Source organism: Mycobacterium asiaticum (assembly GCF_001673315.1).
GTDB classification, from domain to species: Bacteria; Actinomycetota; Actinomycetes; order Mycobacteriales; family Mycobacteriaceae; genus Mycobacterium; species Mycobacterium asiaticum_B.
This window is the reverse complement of sequence record NZ_LZLQ01000115.1, coordinates 1-19,787: the sequence shown is the minus strand read 5'-3', so window position 1 is coordinate 19,787 and position 19,787 is coordinate 1. Positions and strand designations below refer to the sequence as shown.

Genomic DNA, 19,787 nt, shown 5'->3' with positions numbered 1-19,787 from the left:
ACGATGGCCACGCCGTGGTCCGCGGTCGGACTGGTGGCCGTGCCGCTGGCTCTGCGCGCCGATCGGCCGGTGCGGTCCGGGCGGCGAGGACCGGATCTGATTCCGGTGTTGCGCGACACCGGGTTGGCCATGGTGGTGTGGTCTGTCGTGGTGGCGACCGCACTGGCGCTGGCGCGCTGACCGGCGCCGGGGGTCCCGGCGCGAATTCGCCTGTGTGTTTTACTTGCTCAAATACGTTGTGCGGCAGAGCAACTGCTGTTTAGCCCCGGAGGGACAGTTCTGATGAATGAGCGGCTTGACGATTCTGCGACCCAGCGGATTGCCAGCCAGCCGCCGTCCAGCCCCCCGGGTTCGCCGCCGCCGACCGACCCCCCGCAGTACGCCCCGCCGGCCGGACCCCCGCCGGCCGGGCCCGCGCAGCACGCCCATCCCCCGTACCCGGTCAACCGCTCGACGAACTCCATGGCGATTGCCGCGCTGGTCACATCGCTGGTCCTGGCGCCGTTGGGCATCGTCTTCGGGCACATCTCCCTGTCCCAGATCAAGCGGACAGGCGAGGACGGTCGCGGCTTCGCGATAGCCGGGCTGGTGCTGGGCTACCTCGGAACCGCCTTCGGCATCATCGGATTGATCGCCGTCCTGATCTTCATGACGTCGATGAGTTCGGCGCTGCACAGCAGCAAGGGCTCGCGGTACCGAAGCACCCCCACCACCTCCGAGACCCCCGTCGGGGTGCCGGATGCCTCGGCACGCGCGATCAAGGACGCTCGTGTCGGCGATTGCATCCGCCGGGTCACCGGCGCGCGGAACAAGGACGGAACCAGCCAGGTGACCGTCTCGTCGGCCTCCTGCGGGTCCAGCAGCGCAACCGACAAAGTCACCAAACGCACCACGTCAACGTCCAGTTGCCCCAGCGGTCAATGGGTGCGGACAACGGCTTACAAGCCGCCGATCGTCCTGTGCCTGTCCAAACTGCGCTAGCTGAGCCGACCCCGGTGCGCGCGCTGACCAAACACGCATAGAGTCATTCACGCCCCCGGCGGCGGACGGGACTGCTGCGACGGGCGGGAAGGACATCGCATGACGGAGATCGCCACTATCAATGGCCCGAAGAAAGTCGGGCTGCTCAGTGTCGGCGCCTACCGTCCTGAGCGTGTCGTGACCAACGAGGAGATCTGCCAGAACATCGACTCTTCCGATGAATGGATTTACTCCCGCACCGGCATCAAGACCCGTCGTTTTGCTGCAGACGACGAATCCGCGGCGTCGATGGCCGCCGAAGCCTGTCGGCGGGCATTGAAGAACGCTTCGCTGACGGCAGCCGACATCAACGGCGTGATCGTCACCACCAACACCCACTTCCTGCAGACTCCCCCGGCCGCACCGATGGTCGCGGCCGCGTTGGGCGCCGAGGATGTGCTCGGGTTCGATCTGTCTGCGGGTTGCGCGGGATTCGGGTACGCGCTGTCGACCGCGGCTGACATGATCCGGTCCGGCGGCGCCGAGAAAATGCTGGTGGTCGGCACGGAAAAACTGTCTCCCACGATCGACATGCACGACCGCGGCAACTGTTTCATCTTCGCCGACGGGGCGGCCGCGGTGGTGGTTGGCGAGACCCCGAGTCAAGGCATCGGACCGACCATCGCCGGCAGCGACGGCGAACAATCCGGCGCGATCCGTCAGGACATCGACTGGATCACTTTCGCGCAGAATCCCTCTGGTCCCCGGCCGTTCGTGCGTCTGGAGGGTCCGGCGGTGTTCCGCTGGGCGGCGTTCAAAATGGGCGACGTCGGCCGCCGGGCGCTGGAAGCAGCGGGCGTCGGACCAGACCAGATCGACGTGTTCGTCCCGCATCAGGCCAACAGCCGCATCAACGAGCTGCTGGTCAAGAATCTGCAGCTGCGACCCGACACGGTCGTCGCCAACGACATCGAACACGCCGGGAACACCTCAGCCGCGTCCATCCCGTTGGCGATCGCGGAACTGATGGAAAGCGGGGCCGCACAACCCGGCGATCTGGCGCTGCTGATCGGCTACGGCGCCGGCCTCACCTATGCGGCGCAGGTGGTACGGATGCCGCTGCACGGCGACTGCTGAGGCTTAGCCCTCGGCGTTGCTCTCGGCGTTGTTCTCGTCGGCCGGCGCCTCGCCCCGCAACCGGGCCCGTAACCGGTCCCGTTCGGCACGCCGGCGTTCTCCCGCGTCGGCAAGCGTGGCCGTGGCACGCCGACGCAAGGGGCCGAACGCCCACATACCCAGCGGCATGGAGATGATCAGGCCACCCAACGCGGCCACCGTCAGCGGGAAATCCGCCACCCCCAGCAGCCGGCCCGCCCCGTAGATCACACCCGTGACCACCACCACCAACAGCAGCCGGGCCGCCACATACAGCAATACGTAGGCGACGCCCCGGCCTCCGGACGGGCCCTTAATGGTCTTGTCGCTAGGCGCTTCTGACACAACCTGAGCCTAGCGACAGCCCCGCCGCGGGTATATTCGCTCAAAGGAGGTGTCGAGTGCTTTACCTGCTCGTCGTCCTTGCTCTGGGGACGCTGATCTATCTCGGCTGGCGTGCGGCGCGGTCACAGACCAGCCCGCCGAGGACGCGCGTCATCGGACCCGACGACGATCCGGAGTTCCTGCGACGGTTAGGCGACAACAAACCGCGCTAGACGAATTGCGGGTTGGACCGGCGCGGGTCGCCGGGGAACCCGTCAGCGACCACGGCCGCCAGCTCGAGCAGCGCCTCTCGGGTATCCCGCTTCAGCCGGTCCAGGTCGATTTCGGCGCCCTCTTCCAGATGCGGATCGAACGGCACCACCCGCACCGCGCGGCACCGACGCGCGAAGTGCTCAATAACCTTGTCCATGTCGACCTTGCCCGCCCGCGGCCGCACGGCGTTGATGACGGTGATCGAATTACGCACCAGATCTTCATGACCATGCGCGTCCAGCCAGTCCAGCGTCGCCGAGGCACTGCGGGCGCCGTCGATCGAGCCCGACGCGACCACGATCAGCACGTCTGACTCGGCCAGGATCGCTGACATCGCCGAGTGCAACAGGCCTGCCCCGCAGTCGGTCAGGACCAGGCCGTAGAACCGCTCCAGGATGTTCAGGGTGCGGGAGTAATCGGCGGCGCTGAACGCCTCCGACACCGCCGGATCGCTGGCGGAGGCCAGCACTTCCAGCCCGGCCGGGTTCTGCGAGGTGTAGCTGCGCACGTCGCTGTAGCGATCGATGCTTTCGGCGTCACGCAACAGGTGCCGCACCGTGGCCGGCGTCTCGAGGGGAAGTTTCTGGCTCAGCGTGCCGCGATCGGGGTTGGCATCGACGGCGACCACCCGGTCGCCCCGCACGGACGCGAAGGTGGATCCGAGCGTCGCGGTGATCGTCGTCTTGCCGACCCCGCCCTTCAACGACAGCACGGCGATGCGGTAGCAACCGCGCAGGGGCCGATTGATCTGAGCAACCAGGTTGTTGTGCTTGAGCGCCCGAGGGCCCTCCCCCAGATTGATCAGCTGTCCGGACAACACGTAGAGCAGGCGACGCCAGCCTTCCGAAGGCGGCGGTTTGACCGGCTTGAGCAGCACGGTCGTGGACAGCTCCGGGTACGGCGTCTGCGGGAGCGGCTCCGGACGGAATTGCGGCCGCTCCTGGCTGCCAGAACTCTCCGGCGGGCCGGGGTAGTACGCGCCGTAGGCCGTCGGGTCGACCCGTGACATGCCGGACACCGGGCCCGTGGTCGGCCCGGACTCCCACTGAGGGACCTCGGGTTGCGGTGCCATGGCGACGGTCCCAGCTGTGGGGTCGGCTGGTGTGGCCGACCGGCGCTCGGTGCGAAAACCGGTGAACGCGCGCGTCGGCGCTTCGGCGGTAGCGTCCACGGGCGGTTCGGCCACTAACGGCGTCTCGCCGGTCGGCTGATCCGGGCGGACTTCGCCAGCCCCGGTGCCCGGGTGGACCCGCGGCGCCCCCACGCCCGGCGTTGGATGTTCTGACACTCGTGCTCCCCCTTGGTTCCCGCTTGTTCGGTGGTCGCTTTCGGGGTCAGCCCACGCCCGCATATGAGTGCAGGCCAACGGTCACCAGGTTAACGAAGAACAGATTGAAGACCATGGCGACGAACCCGACCACGTTGATCCAGGCCGCCTTGCGATCCCGCCAACCAGCAGTTGACCTGGCATGCAGGTACGCGGCGTAGACCACCCAGGCGATGAACGAGACGGTTTCCTTGGGGTCCCAGCCCCAATAGCGACCCCAAGCTTCCTCGGCCCAGATCGCGCCGAAGATGACGCCGAAGCCGAACACCGGGAAGGCGAAGATGGTGGTTCGGTAGGCGATGCGGTCCAGCGTCGGGGCATCCGGAAAGCGCTGCACCAGACGCGCAAATTTCTCGTCGGCACCCGGCTCCCCCAGCCGCGAGGTGCGCAGCAAGAACAGGATGCTCGCGATGCCGGCGACCAGAAAGACGCCCGAGCCGAGACTGACCACCGAGACGTGGATGGGCAGCCAGTAGGACTGTAAGGCCGGCATCACCGGTGCTGCGTTTGCGTAGAGCCAGCGTCCCGAGACGGTGAGCAGGATCAGGATCGGCAGCAGCAGGAATACCCACAGCGGCCGGTATTGCGGGCGGCGCAGCACCACGGCACCGGCGATCAACCCCGACATGCAGGTCAGGTTGATGAACTCGTACATGTTGCCCCACGGCACCCGCGTGGTGGCCAGGCCACGCAGCACGATGCAGGCCAGCAGCAGCGCGATGCCGAGGTACAGCACCGCCAGCCCGGCGCGGCCCACCCGTTCGTCCAACGGCCGCTGCGGGGCGTCCGCGACGATCCCGGGGGTAGCGCTGTCGGTGGTCACGGCGCCGGCGGCGACCGGTTCGAGGTTGCGGGTGCGCACGTAGGCCAGCTCGCACGCCAGCAGCAGCAGCGCCACCACGAGCGCCACCACCGCCGAGGTGAAGGCCCAGTCAGAGTAGCGGGCCAGCTCGACGTTCACGTGCTGGGTATTCATCTGAGGTCCCTTCCGGCTTCGGCGGGGATACCGGCGGCCGGCGCGCCGGACTCGCCCAACCCTGCCTGCAACCGCTCGGTCAGCCGCTCGAACTCATCACCCCATCCGGAGTTGTCGGTACGTGCCAGGCCGCCCAGCTCGAGATTGACGGTACCGGGACCGATCCCGGCAGTGTCGCCGACTGGTGTGAGCCGAACCCATACCCGGCGCCGGCGCACCAGTAGCGACACCAGCAGCCCGGCCATCATGGTGATCGCGAAGACGAGCACCCAGGTCTGCCCCGGGTCGTGCGACACCTGCAGGTTGACGAAAGGTATTGCCCCGTCGAAACGCACTGTGGTGCCGGCAGCCGGACCCTGGTCGATCCGAACCTGTTGCCCGACGCGTAGGTTGACCCGCTTCTCCCTGGTGAGCCTGCCCTGTTCGATCAGGCGGGGATCCAGATTGAACAACGACTGCGGCCGGCCGGTGTCCAGTCCGGTGTCACCGCGGTAGATGTCGATGGCGACGGCGGGGTTGTTGAGCGCCGGAAAGCGCGACGACAGCAGGGCGCCCTCCAGCTGCTCGGTGGGCGCCAGGAGACCCTGGATCGCGATTTCGTGCTGACGCCGCTGCTCGGCGGTGGGATAGCTGCCGGCCGGCGGGTCGATCCGGGCCACACCCGACGACAGCAGGGTCTGTGGGTTGTCGGGTCGCCACTGCACGGTCGAGGTGCGGGTCTGCCCGTTGGGGAACGTCACCGTGAACGTGGGGGCGTAACCATGCCCTTGCAGGTACACCCGGTCTCCGCCGACGCGCAACGGATGGTTGACCTCGAGCCGGTACGGCCGCCAGGTGTTCGACGTCAGATCGTTCCCCGCCTGATAGGCGATATCGGCGGAGAACGAAGTGGCCTGCCCGGACGGCAGATAGTGCGCTTGAAAATCGTTGACGCGCAGGCAGATCGGGTGCAGCGAGGTGCCGTCGACGGTGTTGCCGGCACGGAACGAATCGAACGCGGCCGGGGTTGCCGAACAGAATCCCGGCCCGCCGTCGGCGATCACGATCACATTGCCCTCGTAGCCGAACAGCTTCCCGGCGGCGACGGCGACCAACAGCCCCAGCAGCGAGAAGTGGAAAACGAGGTTGCCGAATTCACGCAGGTAACCCTTTTCCGCGGATACCTCGACGGTGTCACCGTGGCGTCTGGTCACGGTCCGCCAGCCACGCAGGCGACCGGTGATGGTGGCGGCGAGGCTTTCGGGGTCACCTTCGGCTTCGGCGTTGGCGTGTTTGGGCAGTCGGGCCAGGTTGCGCGGCGCGGCGACCGGTGCGGCGCGCAGGCTGCGTGCGTGCTCGACGATGCGCGGGGTGAGGCAGCCGACCAGCGACACGAACAGCAGGACGTAGATCGCGGTGAACCAAAAGCTGGAGAACACGTCGAAGGCCTGCAACTCGTCGAGCCACGGGCCGATCATCGGGTGGGCTCGTAGGTATTCGTCGACCTTGCCGGCATTGAGGCTGCGTTGCGGCAACAGCGCGCCCGGAATGGCGCCGAGTGCGAGCAGAAAGAGCAACACCAGCGCCGTGCCCATGGAGGTCAGCGACCGCCACGTGTTGCGCGCCTTCTGCGTGAGCACCTTCAGGGCCATCAGATCGGCAACCTGACGTCGGAGACGAAGGCGTCGCGCAGCCAGGACACGAAGTCATTCCACATGCCGGTGACCAGAGCTGCACCGACGGCGATCAACAGGGCGCCGCCGAAAATCTGGATCGCCCGCGTGTGCCGGCGCAACCAGCCCAGACCGGCCACCGCGTGGGCCGAACCGAAGGCCAGCAAGACAAACGGGATTCCCAACCCCAGGCAGTAGGCGATCACCAGAGCGATCCCCCGCGCCACGTTGGCACCGTCGGTGGCCGAGGCCACAGTGATCACCCCAGTCAAGGTTGGCCCCAGGCACGGCGTCCAACCCAGCGCGAACAGCGCGCCCAGCAGCGGCGCCCCAGCCACAGTCGTCAGCTGCCGGGGGGTGAACCGGGCCTGGCGCTGCAGGGCCGGGATCAGCCCGATGAACACCAATCCCATGACGATGGTCAGCACGCCGCCAATGCGTTGCAGCAGTAGTTGATTGGTGATCAGCACGGTCGTCATGCCCAGCACGACGACGGTCCCGAGGACGAAAACCGTGGTGAACCCTGCCACGAAAAGGAGCGCGGACCCAGCCACCCGCCAGCGCGCGGCGGGCGGGGCCTTCAGCGTGCCGTGACCGTCGGGCTCGTCCACCCCCACGACGGCAGCCAGATACGACAGGTAACCCGGCACCAGCGGCACCACGCACGGAGACGCGAACGACACCAGCCCGGCCAGCAGGCATGCGCCGAGGGCCACGATCAGCGGCCCGGCGGCGGCGATCTGGGCGAAGCCGCTCATTGCGGTCCCGGGGTCGGTACCGGAGCCTCTGCGGCGATCCGCTGCACCACCGGTTGCAGGTCGTCGGCGAGCAGCTCCCGCAGGAACACAGCGGCCACCCGGTGCTGCCGGTCGAGCACCAGGGTCGACGGAATGACGGTAGTCGGGTATTTGCCACCGAAGGCGATCAGCGTGCGCATCGGCGGGTCATAGATCGAGGGAAACGTCACATGCCGGTCAGTGACGAAATCCTGCGCAGCCTCCCGGCTGTTGTCGCGGACGTCGATCCCGAGGAAAGACACCCCGAGATTCCGGGTTGCCTCATAGACCCGCTGCAGCTGGGTGATCTCGGCGCGGCACGGGCCGCACCACTGGCCCCACACGTTGACGACGACGACCTGGCCAGAAAGTCCCGGGTCACCCAGCGAGATGGTGCGGTTCGGGTCCACCAGGCTCGGCCCTGATAGAGGCCCCGGCCGGCCACGGCTTTCGGGCGGGTCGTAGAAAATGTCGGTCTTACCGCCTGGAGAGACGAACTCGAAGGTGCCCCCCTGGGCGACGGCGTCGCGCCCGGAACAGCCGCTGAGCAGAACCGCCAGCACTACCGAGGCGGCGATCAGCCGGCGCGGGGTTGCAATGCCGCTCCTCCTCATCGCTTCGCTCTGCATCGTCGCCGGCGGGGTTGTTGCGCCGCTCCTCCTCATCGCTTCGCTCTGCATCGTCGCCGGCGGGGTCACCGCGCCGCCGGTTCGGAGTACTCCACGCCGACCAGGCGGTCACCGTCATAGACCAGCGACGTCACCGAGGCCAATCCGCACTGCCGCTTCCGCGGGTCGTGCCACAGCTTGTTGGCGGTCAAATGCATGCGCAGCGTCCACACCGGAAGCTGGTGGCTCACGCAGACCGCTTCGTGCCCGGCCGCACGGACCCGCGCCTTGTCCGCGGCGGTCGCCATTCGGGCCGCAATTTCGGTGTAGGGCTCTCCCCAGGACGGTGTGAACGGGTTGCGCAGCTGCCACCACACCCGCGGATCACGCCAGGCCCCGTCGCCCGGACCCACCCGGCGGCCTTCGAAGAAATTCGCCGACTCGATCAGATCCGGGTCGGTGTCCACCGGCAAGTTGTGCCGGGCGGCGATCGGCGCGGCGGTCTCCTGCGCCCGCTGCAGCGGGGAAGCAATCACCGCGACGATGTCACGGTCGGCCAGGAAGTCGGCCACCGCCGCGGCCTGCGCGGCACCGGTCTCGGACAGCCGAAAACCGGGCAGCCGGCCGTAAAGGACGCCAGTAGGGTTGTGCACTTCACCGTGGCGCACCACGTGCACCCGGGTTGTCTCTGCCATCAGGGTCTTTCCTCCTGCGCCGCGGCGCGGGCCGCGGCTGGTAAAGCATTGGCGATCCGGTCAAAGGCGTCGTCATCCAGCGCCGCCGAGACGAACCATGCCTCGAAGGCGCTGCATGGCGGGTACACACCCGCGTCGAGCAGGGCGTGGAAGAACGCCGGATACCGCCAGGTCTCGCTGGCTCGTGCCGACGCGAAATCTGTCACCGGCGTCGAACCGAAGAACACACTGAGCATGTTGCCCGCGCGCCGAACTTGATGCGGCACACCAGCATTCGTCAAGGCCTCGGCGAACAGCGCGGCCAGCCGATCGGCGTTGGCATCCAGCGCCGCGTACACCGCGTCGTCGGCGGTCCGCAGCGTCGCCAGCCCGGCCGCGATTGCCACCGGATTACCCGACAGGGTGCCCGCCTGATACACCGGCCCGAGCGGTGCCAGCCGCTCCATCACCGCGGCCCGGCCGCCGAACGCCGCGGCCGGCAGCCCACCGCTCATCACCTTGCCGAAGGTGAACAGGTCCGCGTCGACGGGATCGATGCCGTACCAGCCACTTCGGCTGACCCGAAAGCCCGTCATCACCTCGTCGACGATCAGCAGCGCAGCGTGTTCGGCAGTGATTGCCCGCAGCGCCGCGTTGTAGCCGGGCGCCGGGGGAACCACGCCCATGTTGCCCGGGCTGGCTTCGGTGATCACCGCGGCGATCTGCTCGCCGTGTCGCGCAAAGATCTCCCGCACCGCCTCGACGTCGTTGTAGGGCAACACGATCGTGTCGGCCGCAGCGGCGCCGGTAACACCCGGCGAGGACGGCAGGCCCAGGGTGGCCACGCCCGATCCCGCATCGGCGAGCAACGCGTCGGCATGACCGTGGTAACAGCCGGCGAACTTGATGATCTTGGGCCGGCCGGTGAAACCACGCGCCAGGCGAATCGCGCTCATGGTCGCCTCGGTGCCGGAATTCACCAACCGGATCCGCTCCACAGGCGCGACACGTCCGACGATCTCGGCGGCCAGGTCGGTCTCGGCGGCTGTCGGGGCACCGAAGGACAAGCCGTGGGCCGCGGCCTTGGTGACGGCGTCGACGACGGCGGGGTGGGCGTGTCCCAGGATCATCGGACCCCAGGAGCAGACCAGGTCGACATAGGTGTTGCCGTCGGCGTCGGTGAGCCGGCAGCCCTGCGCCTCGGTGATGAACCGCGGGGTGCCGCCCACCGCGGTAAACGCCCGGACCGGCGAGTTCACCCCACCGGGAATGACGGCGCAGGCATCGGCAAACAGCTGCGCGGACGCGCGCGTCTGCGCCTTCACCTGGTCAGTTCCCATGACGACCAGTGTCCCAGCCGTTGGGACCGGATCCACTACAGGGTGTAAGAGATCACTCGGGTTGTCCTCGCCGGGGGGCGGCGAGTTGGATAACGGGCATGCGATTTCCCCAACGTCTGGCCCGGATCAACCGGTACGTGACTAATCCCATTCAACGCAGGTGGGCCGGGTGGCTGCCGCCGTTCGCGATCGTCGAGCACGTCGGGAGGCGGTCCGGCAAGCCGTACCGCACGCCGGTGAATGCGTTCTACACCAGCGCCGACGGCAAACCTGGGCTGGCAATCCCGCTGGCTTACGGCCCCGATCGGGACTGGCTGAAGAACATCAGGGCGGCCGGCGGCGCCGAGGTGCGACGCAACGCCAAGACGTTCCGGGTCGCCAACCCGCGAGTGATCAGCAGGGACGACGCCGCGCAACAGGTGGACGGCGCCTGGCGGCCGGTGTTCGCCAGGCTGCCCTTCGAGGAAGTGCTGCTGCTCGACCGCACTCCTTAGCCGATGCGGATCACCGCGATCCTCGAGCGGCCGGTAGGCCTCGAGGGGGCCCCCGCCAATGCGGTAGTGAACTTCGCCAGCCACACCGTGTCGCTGGTCGCGCTGGTCACCGACGTGGTCCAAGCGGGCAAACCGGTGGTGGGAGTGGCTTTCGACTCGATCGGCCGGTTCGCCCAGAGCGGGATCCTGCGGGATCGCATGATCCCGCGGATTCTCGCGGCGCGGCCCGAGACGTTGCTGGGCGAAGGGGACCGTCTCGACCCGGCGGCCGTGCTGGCCTGCGCCCTGGCCGACGAGAAGCCGGGTGGACACGGCGACCGGGCCGCCGCGGCCGCCGCCCTGGAGTTGGCGTGCTGGGATCTGCTCGCCAAACTCGACGACGAACCCGCCTGCGCGACGATTGCGCGCCGCTTCCGGCGCGATCCCGCGGACGCGGTTCCGGTGTACGCGGCCGGGGGCTACTACTACCCCGCTCGCGGCGTCGACGGGTTGCGAGAGGAGATGCGCGGTTACCGGGACCTCGGTTATGACGCCGTCAAGATCAAGATCGGCGGCGCGACCGTGCCCGAGGACCTGGCGCGCATCGAGGCGGTCATCGACATGGTCGGGGACGGCGGGCGAGTCGCCGTCGACGCGAACGGCAGGTTCGACCGGGCGGCCGCGCTGCAGTGGGCGACGGCGCTGGCACCCTACGGGCTGCGCTGGTTCGAAGAACCCGGCGACCCGCTGGATTTCGAACTGAACAGTGCGGTGACAGCCGGCTACGACGGCGCGGTCGCCACCGGCGAAAACCTGTTCTCGGTACCAGACGTGACCAATTTGATCCGCTACGGGGGCATGCGTCCGGGCCGCGACATTTTTCAGATGGACGCCGGCCTGAGCTACGGCCTGACCGAATACGCACGCATGCTCGAAGCCTTGGAGGCGCACGGGTTCGATCGGCGGTCCGCTTTCCCGCATGGCGGCCACCTGATCAACCTGCACATCGCCGTCGGCCTGGGATTGGGCGGGTGTGAATCGTATCCGGGTGTATTCCAGCCGTTCGGCGGTTACGGCGAGGGATGTGTCCTGGTCGACGGCCGGATCGCGCCCACGGACGCACCGGGTTTCGGGCTGGAGCAGAAGTCCGGCCTGACACGGGTAATCGCCGAGCTGACAGACTGATTCAGGAGCACAGGATGAAGATAGCGGTAATCGGCTGCGGTGCAATGGGTTCCATCTATGCCGCCAGGCTGGCGGCGGCCGGCAACGACGTGCTGGTCGTCGACCGCTTCCAGGAGAGCGTCGATCACATCACCCGAAATGGGTTGCGGGTCACTGGACCTGGTTACGACCACACGGTCCCATTGCGGGCCGCCACCGCCGCGCCGGCCGAACCGATGGATCTCGTTGTACTCGCCGTCAAGGCAGCCGACGTGACAACCGGTGCGCACCAGGCACTTCCGATGCTCGGCAACGACACGCCCGTGCTGACGATCCAGAACGGGCTCGGGTCGGCGGACACCGTTTCGGGCATCGTCGGGGAACACCGGGTCGCCGTTGGTATCGCCAGCGGATTCGGCGCCGCCCGGGTGGCGCCCGGCCATGTCCACCACAACGCGATGCGCGCGATGCGTTTCGGCGCCTACTCGTCGCTGCCGCACACCACGGTCGAGTCGATCGCAGCCGTGTGGACTCACGCCGGTTTCGATGCTGCCGCGGTCACTGACATCGCCGCGATGCAGTGGGAGAAGCTGATCTGCAATGTCGCCTATAGCGGGCCGTGCGCATTGACGCACCTGACGGTCGGACAGGTGATGGACGATCCGGAGATGGGTCCGGTCAGTCGCGCCGCGGCCACCGAGGCCTGGACCGTTGCGCGAGCGTTGGGCATTGCGGTCGCGGTCAGCGATCCCGTCGCGCATGTCCGGGATTTCGGCGCGGGCATGCCGCACGCCAAACCGTCGGCGCTGCTGGACCACGAGGCGCGCCGGGTCAGCGAAATCGATGTCATCAACGGCGCGATCCCGCGCCAGGGCGCACGTGTCGCCGTCGAGGCGCCGGTGAACGCGACCGTGACGGCGTTGGTCAAGACGATCGAGCGGCAGTGGGGCTGAGCTAGAGAACGGGCCTGCCGCCGGTGACGGCCACCCGCGCACCGGATACGTAGCTGGCCTCGTCCGAGGCGAGCAGCACATAGACAGGGGCTAGCTCCGCGGGTTGGCCCGCGCGGCCCAACGGCACGTTGTCGCCGAACGACTTCACCTTCTCCGCCGGCATGGTCGCCGGAATCAGCGGTGTCCACACCGGACCCGGTGCCACGCTGTTCACCCGAATCCCTTTGGGGCCCAATAGCTGCGCAAAACTGGCTGACAGGTTCGCGATCGCGGCCTTGGTTGCCGCGTACGGCGCCAGGGTGGGATTGGGCGAGTCGGAGTTGACCGACGAACTGCCGATGATCGAGGCGCCACGGCCCATGTGCGGCAGCGCCGCCTTGGTGAGGTAGAAGTACGCACCGACATTGAGTTTGAAGGTGTGCTCCCACTCCTCGTCGCTGATCTCGTCGAGGCTTTCGTGCATCATCTGGTACGCGGCGTTGTTGACCAGCACGTCGATACGGCCGAATTCCGCCACGGCTCGATCTACCACCGCACGGCAATGTTCCGGGTCGGAGAGGTCGCCCGGCACCAGCACGCACTTACGTCCGGCCTCCTCGACGTAGCGCGCCACGTCCCGGGCATCGTCGTCCTCGTTCAAGTAGGCGATCAGCACGTCGGCGCCCTCCCGGGCAAACGCGATGGCCACCGCACGGCCGATGCCGCTGTCGCCCCCGGTGATGATTGCGCTCTTCCCAGTCAGTTTTCCGGAGCCTCGGTAGCTGTCTTCGCCGCAATCGGGAACCGGATCCATTCGGCTCTGCACGCCCGGCACTTCTTGCTGCTGCTCGGAAAATCCCATGCCAAGTTCCTTTCGAAGGATCTGCCGGTTCGAAACCGGCCGATGGCCTAGCTGGATAACCAGTTCGTCCTTGGGTAAACACGTTTGACAGCGCGGCACCCGGGTACGCCTTCCGACGTTCTTCAGCAACAGGAACGAATCCATCGCTGGGTTCGTGACCCTTCGGGCCCGGCCAGCGCCCTTACCCACGCCTGGAGGGAAATGTCGTTGCTCCGGGTCGCTTCCGTGCCGGGTTCGCACGTCTACGTCCGACACCTTGCCGATCCAGTGGCCGATTATGTTGTGCGGCTGAATGATCCAGTACCGGCCGACGGCCGCAAGGTGCCCGGCGGGTGGTGGCCACCGATGATGCTGGAGCCGGGCTGGGTGAGCGATCACCACGAACAATTCGACCTGTTCCACGTCCATTTCGGTTTCGACGCGATGGGGCCCGAGCTGTTGACCGAGGTGGTCCAGGAACTCAAGATGCATGGCAAGCCGCTGGTGTACACGGTGCACGATCTGCGGAACCCGCACCACGGGGAGCCGACGGCCCATACCGAACAGCAGAATGTCCTGATTGCCGCCGCCGATGAGCTCATTACGCTGACACCAGGTGCGGCGCAAGAGATCTGGTGCAGATGGCAGCGGCACGCACGCGTGCTACCCCACCCTCACGTGTTGGGCAGAGACCGAATCGAGCGTCCCCGCGACAACGGCGCCCGATTCGTGGTGGGCGTACACGCAAAGAGCCTGCGCGCCAACATGGATCCGTTGCCGGTGGTAGCCGCCCTGGTGGAGACGACCTCGTCGTTGCCAGGCGCGATCCTGCAAGTCAACCTCCACGACGAGATCTTCGACCCGTCCAACCACTGGTTCGCTCCCGATACCGGCGCGGCTCTGCTGGAATTCGGCCGCTACCGGCACGTCGATCTCCGGGTGCACCCGTACTTCTCCGACGACGAGCTTTGGGACTATCTGGCCTCGCTGACGGTGTCGGTGTTGCCCTACCGGTTCGGCACCCACTCGGGCTGGCTGGAGGCCTGTTTCGATCTGGGCACCGCGGTGGTGGCACCAAGCTGCGGATTCTACGGCCAGCAACGGCCGTGTCACGTGTTCGACTTCTGTGACGACCGATTCGACGCGGCGTCGTTGGACCGGGCGATTCAGGCAGCCTATGAGCGTTGGGCAGCGGGACTTTCCGGCCATCGCGCGCAGTGGCCGAACCGCCTCGCCGAGCGGCACGAGTTGGCTGCGGCCCATCGCGAGATCTATCAGAGCGTGCTGGTATGACGAATCCGTTGCGGGTGGCCGTAATCGCCTCGAATCGGTTCCCGATCCGGGAGCCGTTCGCCGGCGGGTTGGAAGCCCACGTCAGCCACCTCTCTCGCGCCCTGGCGTCCCGCGGGCACCAGGTGTCATTGTTCGCGGCCCCGGGATCGGACCTGGCACCGGGTTGCCAGAGCCTCTCGGTCCGGCCCCTCGCGCTGTCTGAACCGGCCAGGCGCGATGTGTCCATGCCGGCACCGGAATTCATGGCGGACCACCACGCCTACCTGTCGCTGATGCTGTGGCTCGCCGGACCGGGCGGCGCGCAATACGACGTGATCCACAATCACAGCCTGCATTACCTCCCGGTGGCCATGGCTCCGGCGTTGTCGGTTCCGATGCTGACCACCGTGCACACCCCACCGACCCCATGGCTGGAATCCGCTATCGACGCGTCCGCCGGCAATAGCACCCGCTTCAGCGCGGTATCCCGGCATACCGCGCGCGCATGGCAGACGGTGATTGCGGACATATCAGTGGTTCCCAACGGTGTGGACACCGCGCTCTGGCCGCTCGGTCCTGGCGGGCCGTGCCTGGTCTGGTTCGGCCGGATAACGCCGGAGAAAGCGCCGCACCTGGCCATAGCCGCGGCCCGACAAGCCGATCGGCCCCTGCTGCTGGCCGGTCCCATCTCCGATGAACGCTATTTCGCCGACCGGGTAGCGCCAGAGCTGCACGGCGGCATCAGGTATGTCGGGCATCTGGACCATCAGCAGCTGGCCAGCCTGGTGGGCGAGTCCGGTACGGCGCTCGTCACTCCGGCGTGGGACGAACCGTACGGCCTCGTCGTCGCGGAAGCGATGTCGTGCGGGACACCCGTGGTGGCCTTTGCGCGCGGCGGTATCCCAGAACTCATCAACGACGACTCCGGCCGACTGGTGGCTCCGGGTGACACCACTGCCATGGTTGCGGCGATCGAATCGACGATTCGGCTGTCGCGAAATCGGGTCCGCGAGCATGCCATCCGCCACTGCTCGAGTACGGCCATGGTGAACGCGTACTCGGAGTTGTACCGGGAGATGATCGACGACGTGACGGGCAGGACAAATGATCGGCTACTACATCCATCACCACGGCTTCGGTCATTTGGCGCGGGCCACCAGTGTCTGCGCCCAGATGCGACGCCCGGTGACGGCGTTGACTTCGTTGAATATCCCAGCCTCGCACCCGTTTTCGGCAATCGTCCAGTTGCCACGTGACGATCAGGGGACGCAGGCGTGCGAACCCACCGCACATGGCGCGCTGCATTGGGCGCCGCACCACGATCCGGGCTTCGGTGCCAGGATGATTGCGATCGCGGACTGGGTGGCCAATGCACGACCCGAAGCGATGGTGGTTGACGTGTCGGTGGAAGTGGCGATGTTCGTGCGGCTGCTCGGCGTGCCGGTGATCGTGGTGGCTCTGCCCGGAAAACGCACCGACGCACCGCATTCGACGGTGCACCGGATCGCCGACCACATCCTGGCGGCGTGGCCCAAGGCGTTATGCGTCCCGGCGTGGCTGCGTCAATACGAGCACAAGACCAGCTATGTCGGGGGTATCAGCCGATTCGAGGGCCGCCGTGCCGCCTCGAAATCCGCTGATTCCGGGCGGGTATTGATCTTGGGTGGCACAGGTGGTGACTTCGGCCCCGGCGACTGCTCCTCCGCGGCGTGCGGATGGACCTGGACCACGTTGGGCGGCGCCAGCGGCTCCTGGAAGGACGACCCGTGGTCGGAGATCCACGACGCCGACGTCGTCGTCACGCATGCGGGCCAGAGTTGTGTCGCCGATGTCGCTGCGGCACAACGTCCCGCGATCGTCATCCCGCAGCCACGCCCCTTCGACGAGCAGAAATCCACCGCCCTGATGCTGCGGCGGCATCAGCTCGCCGTGGTGGCTCAGGACTGGCCGGATGAGCGGGCCTGGCCGGCTCTGCTGACGCATGCCCGCGCCCGGGATCCACAGCGCTGGCGCCGCTGGCAGGTGGACGGTGCCGCACAGCGCGCGGCGACCGCGATCGAGTCAACGGCGCTGCAGTGCAGGGTGATTGCGCAGTGAAGACAGCCGTCATCACTACCGTGCACGGCCGAGCCGGGCATCTGCGCCGGCAGCTCGAAGGTCTGGCCGCCGGCTCTGCTCAGCCCGATATGCATATCGTGGTAGCCCTCGGTGACCCGACAATCGTCGGCATCGTCGGCGACGAGGCCACGGTGCTCGATTACCCCGCAGTTCCGCCCCTGCCGCTGGCGGCGGGACGAAATGCAGGGGCCGCCTCGGCATTGCGAAACTTGGCTGAACTATTGGTGTTTCTGGACGTCGACTGCATTCCCGGCACCGACCTCATCGCGCGGTACCGTAACGCGGCGATCGAACACGGCGATGCGCTGCTCTGCGGACCGGTCACCTACCTGCCGCCCCCCGAGCCGGATGGCTACGTCCTGGCAGACCTACCGCACCAGGTCAATCCGCACCCGGCGCGACCCGCCCCAAAGCCCGGAACCGTGGTCCCGACTACCGACTACGCGTTGTTCTGGTCGCTGTCCTTCGCCGTTCTCGCCGAGACCTGGCATCGCATCGGCGGCTTCTGCGAGGACTACCGTGGTTACGGCGGTGAGGACACCGACTTTGCGCAATGCGCTGCGGCTCAGCATGTTTCGATGCGATGGGTGGGCGGTGCGGACGCCTTCCACCAGTACCATCCGGTGGCCGATCCCCCCGTCGACCACCTCGACGACATCATGCGCAACGCCGAAATCTTTCATCAGCGATGGGGCTGGTGGCCCATGGAGGGCTGGCTGTCCGCCTTCGAAGCCGACGGCCTGATCTACCGGGGCGCCGATGGGCACCCGTACTCCACCGGACGGACCCAGGTCACTTAGTTCGGGTCAGATCCGTGGTGGCCGGCCCCTCGAGGAGGGTGCCGTCGGGTGCGAATCTGGAAGCGTGCAGCGGGCACTCCCATGCTTTGTCCGCGTCGTTCCAATTCACGATGCCACCCAGGTGGGTGCACACCGGCGAGACGATGTGCTCCACCCCGTCGACGACGCAGCGGGCCTGCAGGTTCCATGGTGGCCCGCTGACCACGCCGCCCTCGTCTTGTTTCGGGTCCCGGCGTCCGATCCGGGTGGCCGGGGTGACCCAGCCCTTGGCCAGGTTGAACCCCACCTCGAGGTTGGCCGACAGGCCGGTGGTGAGGCCGGACAGTTCGTGCGGGCTCCAACTGGCGAACGCCTGGGCCCAGTCCATTCGACCGCCCAGCATGCGACTGGACAACGCCAGCGCGGCAGCCGGCCCGTTCGTCATGCCCCACTTGTTGAAACCGGTTGCCACGAAGATCTTTTCGTTGTTCGGCAGGATCGGCCCCACGTACGGCAACTGGTCGATGGGTGTGTAGTCCTGCGCGGACCAAAAGTGCGTCTGCTCCGCCCCGGGGTAGTGTTTGCGCGTCCACTGGTCCAGCTCGTCGAGCGCGATCGTGGGACTCTTCTTGCGGCCCACCGTGTGTCCGGCACCGCCCACGATCAACAACTCACCGTCGGCGGTGGGCGCGTAACGCACCGACCGGGTCGGTGAATCGGTGGAGATCATCATCGGCCGGGTGATGGTGCCGGGCACTTTGTAGGCCATGCAATAGGACCGGCTGGGCTTCAGTCTGGCGAAGAAGCCGCCACGGTCCAGGATCGGAATGCCGGTGGCCAGCACCAATTGCTTGGCGGACACCTCCGCGTCCGCCTCGGTGCCCTCGGCGGTCTGTTCTCCGTCACCGCGGTTGACATAGAGCCGCAGACCGTCGCCTTCGGCCGTCACTTTGCGGACCCGGGTGTGCTCTGCGAGTCGGCCACCCCGGTCGAGCAGTTCGACCACCAGGCTGTCCAGGAACGGCACCGGGTCGAACTGCGCCTGATCGGGCAATCGCACCCCGCCGTGGAACGAGAACGGCACATCGGCGCGGTCCTCCCAGGTGACCGGAAGCCCGACGGCGCTGCAGGCCAACCATTCCGCACGGGCGGACGGCACACCGCGGGCCGATTGCGCGTAGGTATAGGCGGCTTCGCGCTGCACGTCGATGCCGTGCTCATCGCAGTGGCGCAGCACCCAGTCCATGCCCTCGCGATTGCCCTGTACGTAAGCCTGTGCGGTGCTTTTGCCGTGCCGGGTAATGATCTTGCTCAGATGCGTGCTCTGCAGCAGGCTGAGCTTCGCGGTGGTGTTACCGCTGGCTCCTGCGGCCACGGTGCGAGCCTCCAGGACCAACACGTCCTTACCTGCCCGCGCCAGTAGTACCGCGGTGATCAGCCCGGTTATGCCCGCTCCCACGACCACGACGTCGGCCGACCCACCAAGATCCGAAGAAGTCCGGTCAGCCCACGGAATGGGGCCGCGGTTATCAAGCCACAGTGACACCATGGCGTTCTTGGTACCCCAGCCGATCGAATCGAAACAGGCCGGCGGACCCGCGCCGCTTCGTTCGGTGACGCGACATTTCGTCGCTGGTCGCTCGCTACGCGAATTATTCATCCATTATGTGAAGTCTTGGTTTTCACAAGGTTTCATGTGCAATTGCCGGGGTATCAACCGGACCGCGACACCGGAGTCCTTTGCTCCACGTCGTCATCCGACGAACTAGATCAAACTGGTTCGAATCCGCTTCCGATCGTTCGCGATCGAAAGGAGTACTCAATATGCGTACCGCAATTGCCACCCTCTGCGCTGCCGCTGCCGTTACATTCGGCGGAGCCGGCATCGCGAATGCCACAGTCGACCACGCGCCGGTGCCGTCCTCGACGACCACCACCGTGGCCGAGCCTGACAACGCCAACAACAACAAGGAAAGCGACAAGACCGGCCTCTGGGGCCTCCTCGGTCTTGCCGGTCTGGCCGGTCTGGCCGGACTGAAGCGTCGCAGGGACGACAACGTGGTCGTCGACCCGGCGGCCGGTCGCAGGCCGACCGCCTGACCCGATCGGTGCACACGGACACGCCTCCGTCAGCGGAAGCCGC

21 protein-coding genes and 1 pseudogene are annotated in these 19,787 nt (G+C 67.1%); 12 read left to right on the top strand and 10 right to left on the bottom strand.

Features of this window, described 5'->3' with window-relative positions; genetic code table 11:
* The 3 genes and pseudogenes from A5636_RS25690 to fabH all read left to right on the top strand — a co-directional run.
* Window positions 1-180: pseudogene (locus A5636_RS25690) on the top strand (1,4-dihydroxy-2-naphthoate polyprenyltransferase); the annotation flags it as partial.
* A gap of 102 nt (window positions 181-282) precedes the next feature.
* Entirely contained in the window at window positions 283-981 is a 699-nt protein-coding gene (locus tag A5636_RS17775) for a DUF4190 domain-containing protein (RefSeq protein WP_081287858.1), read from the top strand.
* A gap of 99 nt (window positions 982-1,080) precedes the next feature.
* Window positions 1,081-2,097 carry a beta-ketoacyl-ACP synthase III gene (gene fabH / locus A5636_RS17770; protein ID WP_065159958.1) on the top strand — a complete coding sequence of 339 codons (1,017 nt, stop codon included), beginning with the start codon at window positions 1,081-1,083 and terminating at the stop codon, window positions 2,095-2,097.
* A gap of 3 nt (window positions 2,098-2,100) precedes the next feature.
* On the opposite strand, the gene A5636_RS17765 is transcribed toward fabH, so the two are convergent.
* Window positions 2,101-2,460, bottom strand: a complete 360-nt coding sequence (locus A5636_RS17765; protein ID WP_081287857.1) for a DUF4229 domain-containing protein — start codon at window positions 2,458-2,460, stop codon at window positions 2,101-2,103.
* Between the two features lie 56 nt (window positions 2,461-2,516).
* Here A5636_RS17765 and A5636_RS26235 point away from each other — a divergent pair, with 56 nt between their 5' ends.
* Complete coding sequence (locus A5636_RS26235) at window positions 2,517-2,672, top strand: hypothetical protein (protein WP_155763871.1); 156 nt, start codon at window positions 2,517-2,519, stop codon at window positions 2,670-2,672.
* Here A5636_RS26235 and A5636_RS17760 read toward each other — a convergent pair.
* From A5636_RS17760 to hemL, 7 genes are all read right to left on the bottom strand, one after another.
* On the bottom strand, window positions 2,669-4,000 hold the full coding sequence (locus A5636_RS17760) for an AAA family ATPase (RefSeq protein ID WP_065159957.1): 1,332 nt from the start codon (window positions 3,998-4,000) through the stop codon (window positions 2,669-2,671). The two genes, A5636_RS26235 and A5636_RS17760, sit on opposite strands and share 4 nt — an antisense overlap.
* A 46-nt stretch (window positions 4,001-4,046) precedes the next feature.
* On the bottom strand, window positions 4,047-5,015 hold the full coding sequence (ccsB, locus tag A5636_RS17755) for a c-type cytochrome biogenesis protein CcsB (protein WP_065159956.1): 969 nt from the start codon (window positions 5,013-5,015) through the stop codon (window positions 4,047-4,049).
* Window positions 5,012-6,646, bottom strand: a complete 1,635-nt coding sequence (resB, locus tag A5636_RS17750) for a cytochrome c biogenesis protein ResB (RefSeq protein ID WP_065159955.1) — start codon at window positions 6,644-6,646, stop codon at window positions 5,012-5,014. The genes ccsB and resB overlap by 4 nt, the downstream gene beginning before the upstream one ends.
* On the bottom strand, window positions 6,646-7,425 hold the full coding sequence (locus tag A5636_RS17745; protein WP_065159954.1) for a cytochrome c biogenesis CcdA family protein: 780 nt from the start codon (window positions 7,423-7,425) through the stop codon (window positions 6,646-6,648). The genes resB and A5636_RS17745 overlap by 1 nt, the downstream gene beginning before the upstream one ends.
* The gene (locus A5636_RS17740) at window positions 7,422-8,057 is read right to left on the bottom strand and encodes a TlpA disulfide reductase family protein (RefSeq protein ID WP_172827265.1); all 636 of its coding nucleotides are present in this window, start codon (window positions 8,055-8,057) and stop codon (window positions 7,422-7,424) included. Before A5636_RS17740 ends, A5636_RS17745 begins: the two co-directional genes overlap by 4 nt.
* Before the next feature lie 80 nt (window positions 8,058-8,137).
* Window positions 8,138-8,746: a histidine phosphatase family protein gene (locus A5636_RS17735; RefSeq protein ID WP_065159952.1), complete on the bottom strand. Its 609-nt coding sequence runs from the start codon at window positions 8,744-8,746 to the stop codon at window positions 8,138-8,140.
* A complete protein-coding gene (hemL, locus tag A5636_RS17730; protein WP_065159951.1) occupies window positions 8,746-10,065 on the bottom strand; it encodes a glutamate-1-semialdehyde 2,1-aminomutase in 1,320 nt (439 codons plus the stop codon). Before hemL ends, A5636_RS17735 begins: the two co-directional genes overlap by 1 nt.
* 98 nt (window positions 10,066-10,163) lie before the next feature.
* On the opposite strand from hemL, the gene A5636_RS17725 reads away from it, so the two are divergent.
* The 3 genes from A5636_RS17725 to A5636_RS17715 are packed head-to-tail and all read left to right on the top strand — an operon-like array spanning window position 10,164 to window position 12,655.
* Entirely contained in the window at window positions 10,164-10,559 is a 396-nt protein-coding gene (locus tag A5636_RS17725; RefSeq protein WP_065159950.1) for a nitroreductase family deazaflavin-dependent oxidoreductase, read from the top strand.
* Window positions 10,560-10,562: 3 nt separating this feature from the next.
* Window positions 10,563-11,723, top strand: coding sequence for an enolase C-terminal domain-like protein (locus tag A5636_RS17720; RefSeq protein ID WP_065159949.1), 1,161 nt, complete (start codon window positions 10,563-10,565; stop codon window positions 11,721-11,723).
* Between the two features lie 14 nt (window positions 11,724-11,737).
* A complete protein-coding gene (locus tag A5636_RS17715; RefSeq protein WP_065159948.1) occupies window positions 11,738-12,655 on the top strand; it encodes a ketopantoate reductase family protein in 918 nt (305 codons plus the stop codon).
* Window position 12,656: 1 nt separating this feature from the next.
* Here the strand turns inward: A5636_RS17715 and A5636_RS17710 are convergent, their stop codons facing one another.
* Window positions 12,657-13,496, bottom strand: a complete 840-nt coding sequence (locus A5636_RS17710) for an SDR family oxidoreductase (RefSeq protein ID WP_065159947.1) — start codon at window positions 13,494-13,496, stop codon at window positions 12,657-12,659.
* A 225-nt stretch (window positions 13,497-13,721) separates the two neighbouring features.
* Here A5636_RS17710 and A5636_RS17705 point away from each other — a divergent pair, with 225 nt between their 5' ends.
* The 4 genes from A5636_RS17705 to A5636_RS17690 are packed head-to-tail and all read left to right on the top strand — an operon-like array spanning window position 13,722 to window position 17,665.
* Window positions 13,722-14,768 carry a hypothetical protein gene (locus A5636_RS17705; RefSeq protein ID WP_081287859.1) on the top strand — a complete coding sequence of 349 codons (1,047 nt, stop codon included), beginning with the start codon at window positions 13,722-13,724 and terminating at the stop codon, window positions 14,766-14,768.
* Window positions 14,765-16,003: a glycosyltransferase family 4 protein gene (locus tag A5636_RS17700; protein ID WP_065159946.1), complete on the top strand. Its 1,239-nt coding sequence runs from the start codon at window positions 14,765-14,767 to the stop codon at window positions 16,001-16,003. The genes A5636_RS17705 and A5636_RS17700 overlap by 4 nt, the downstream gene beginning before the upstream one ends.
* Window positions 15,957-16,844 carry a glycosyltransferase gene (locus tag A5636_RS17695; RefSeq protein WP_065159959.1) on the top strand — a complete coding sequence of 296 codons (888 nt, stop codon included), beginning with the start codon at window positions 15,957-15,959 and terminating at the stop codon, window positions 16,842-16,844. The genes A5636_RS17700 and A5636_RS17695 overlap by 47 nt, the downstream gene beginning before the upstream one ends.
* Window positions 16,841-17,665: a glycosyltransferase family 2 protein gene (locus tag A5636_RS17690; RefSeq protein WP_065159945.1), complete on the top strand. Its 825-nt coding sequence runs from the start codon at window positions 16,841-16,843 to the stop codon at window positions 17,663-17,665. The genes A5636_RS17695 and A5636_RS17690 overlap by 4 nt, the downstream gene beginning before the upstream one ends.
* Here A5636_RS17690 and A5636_RS17685 read toward each other — a convergent pair.
* The gene (locus A5636_RS17685) at window positions 17,658-19,193 is read right to left on the bottom strand and encodes an FAD-dependent oxidoreductase (protein ID WP_065159944.1); all 1,536 of its coding nucleotides are present in this window, start codon (window positions 19,191-19,193) and stop codon (window positions 17,658-17,660) included. The genes A5636_RS17690 and A5636_RS17685 overlap by 8 nt on opposite strands.
* Window positions 19,194-19,468: 275 nt before the next feature.
* Here A5636_RS17685 and A5636_RS17680 point away from each other — a divergent pair, with 275 nt between their 5' ends.
* Window positions 19,469-19,744 (top strand): WGxxGxxG family protein, encoded by a 276-nt coding sequence (locus tag A5636_RS17680; RefSeq protein ID WP_065159943.1) that lies wholly within the window; start codon window positions 19,469-19,471, stop codon window positions 19,742-19,744.
* Window positions 19,745-19,787 lie beyond the last annotated feature (43 nt).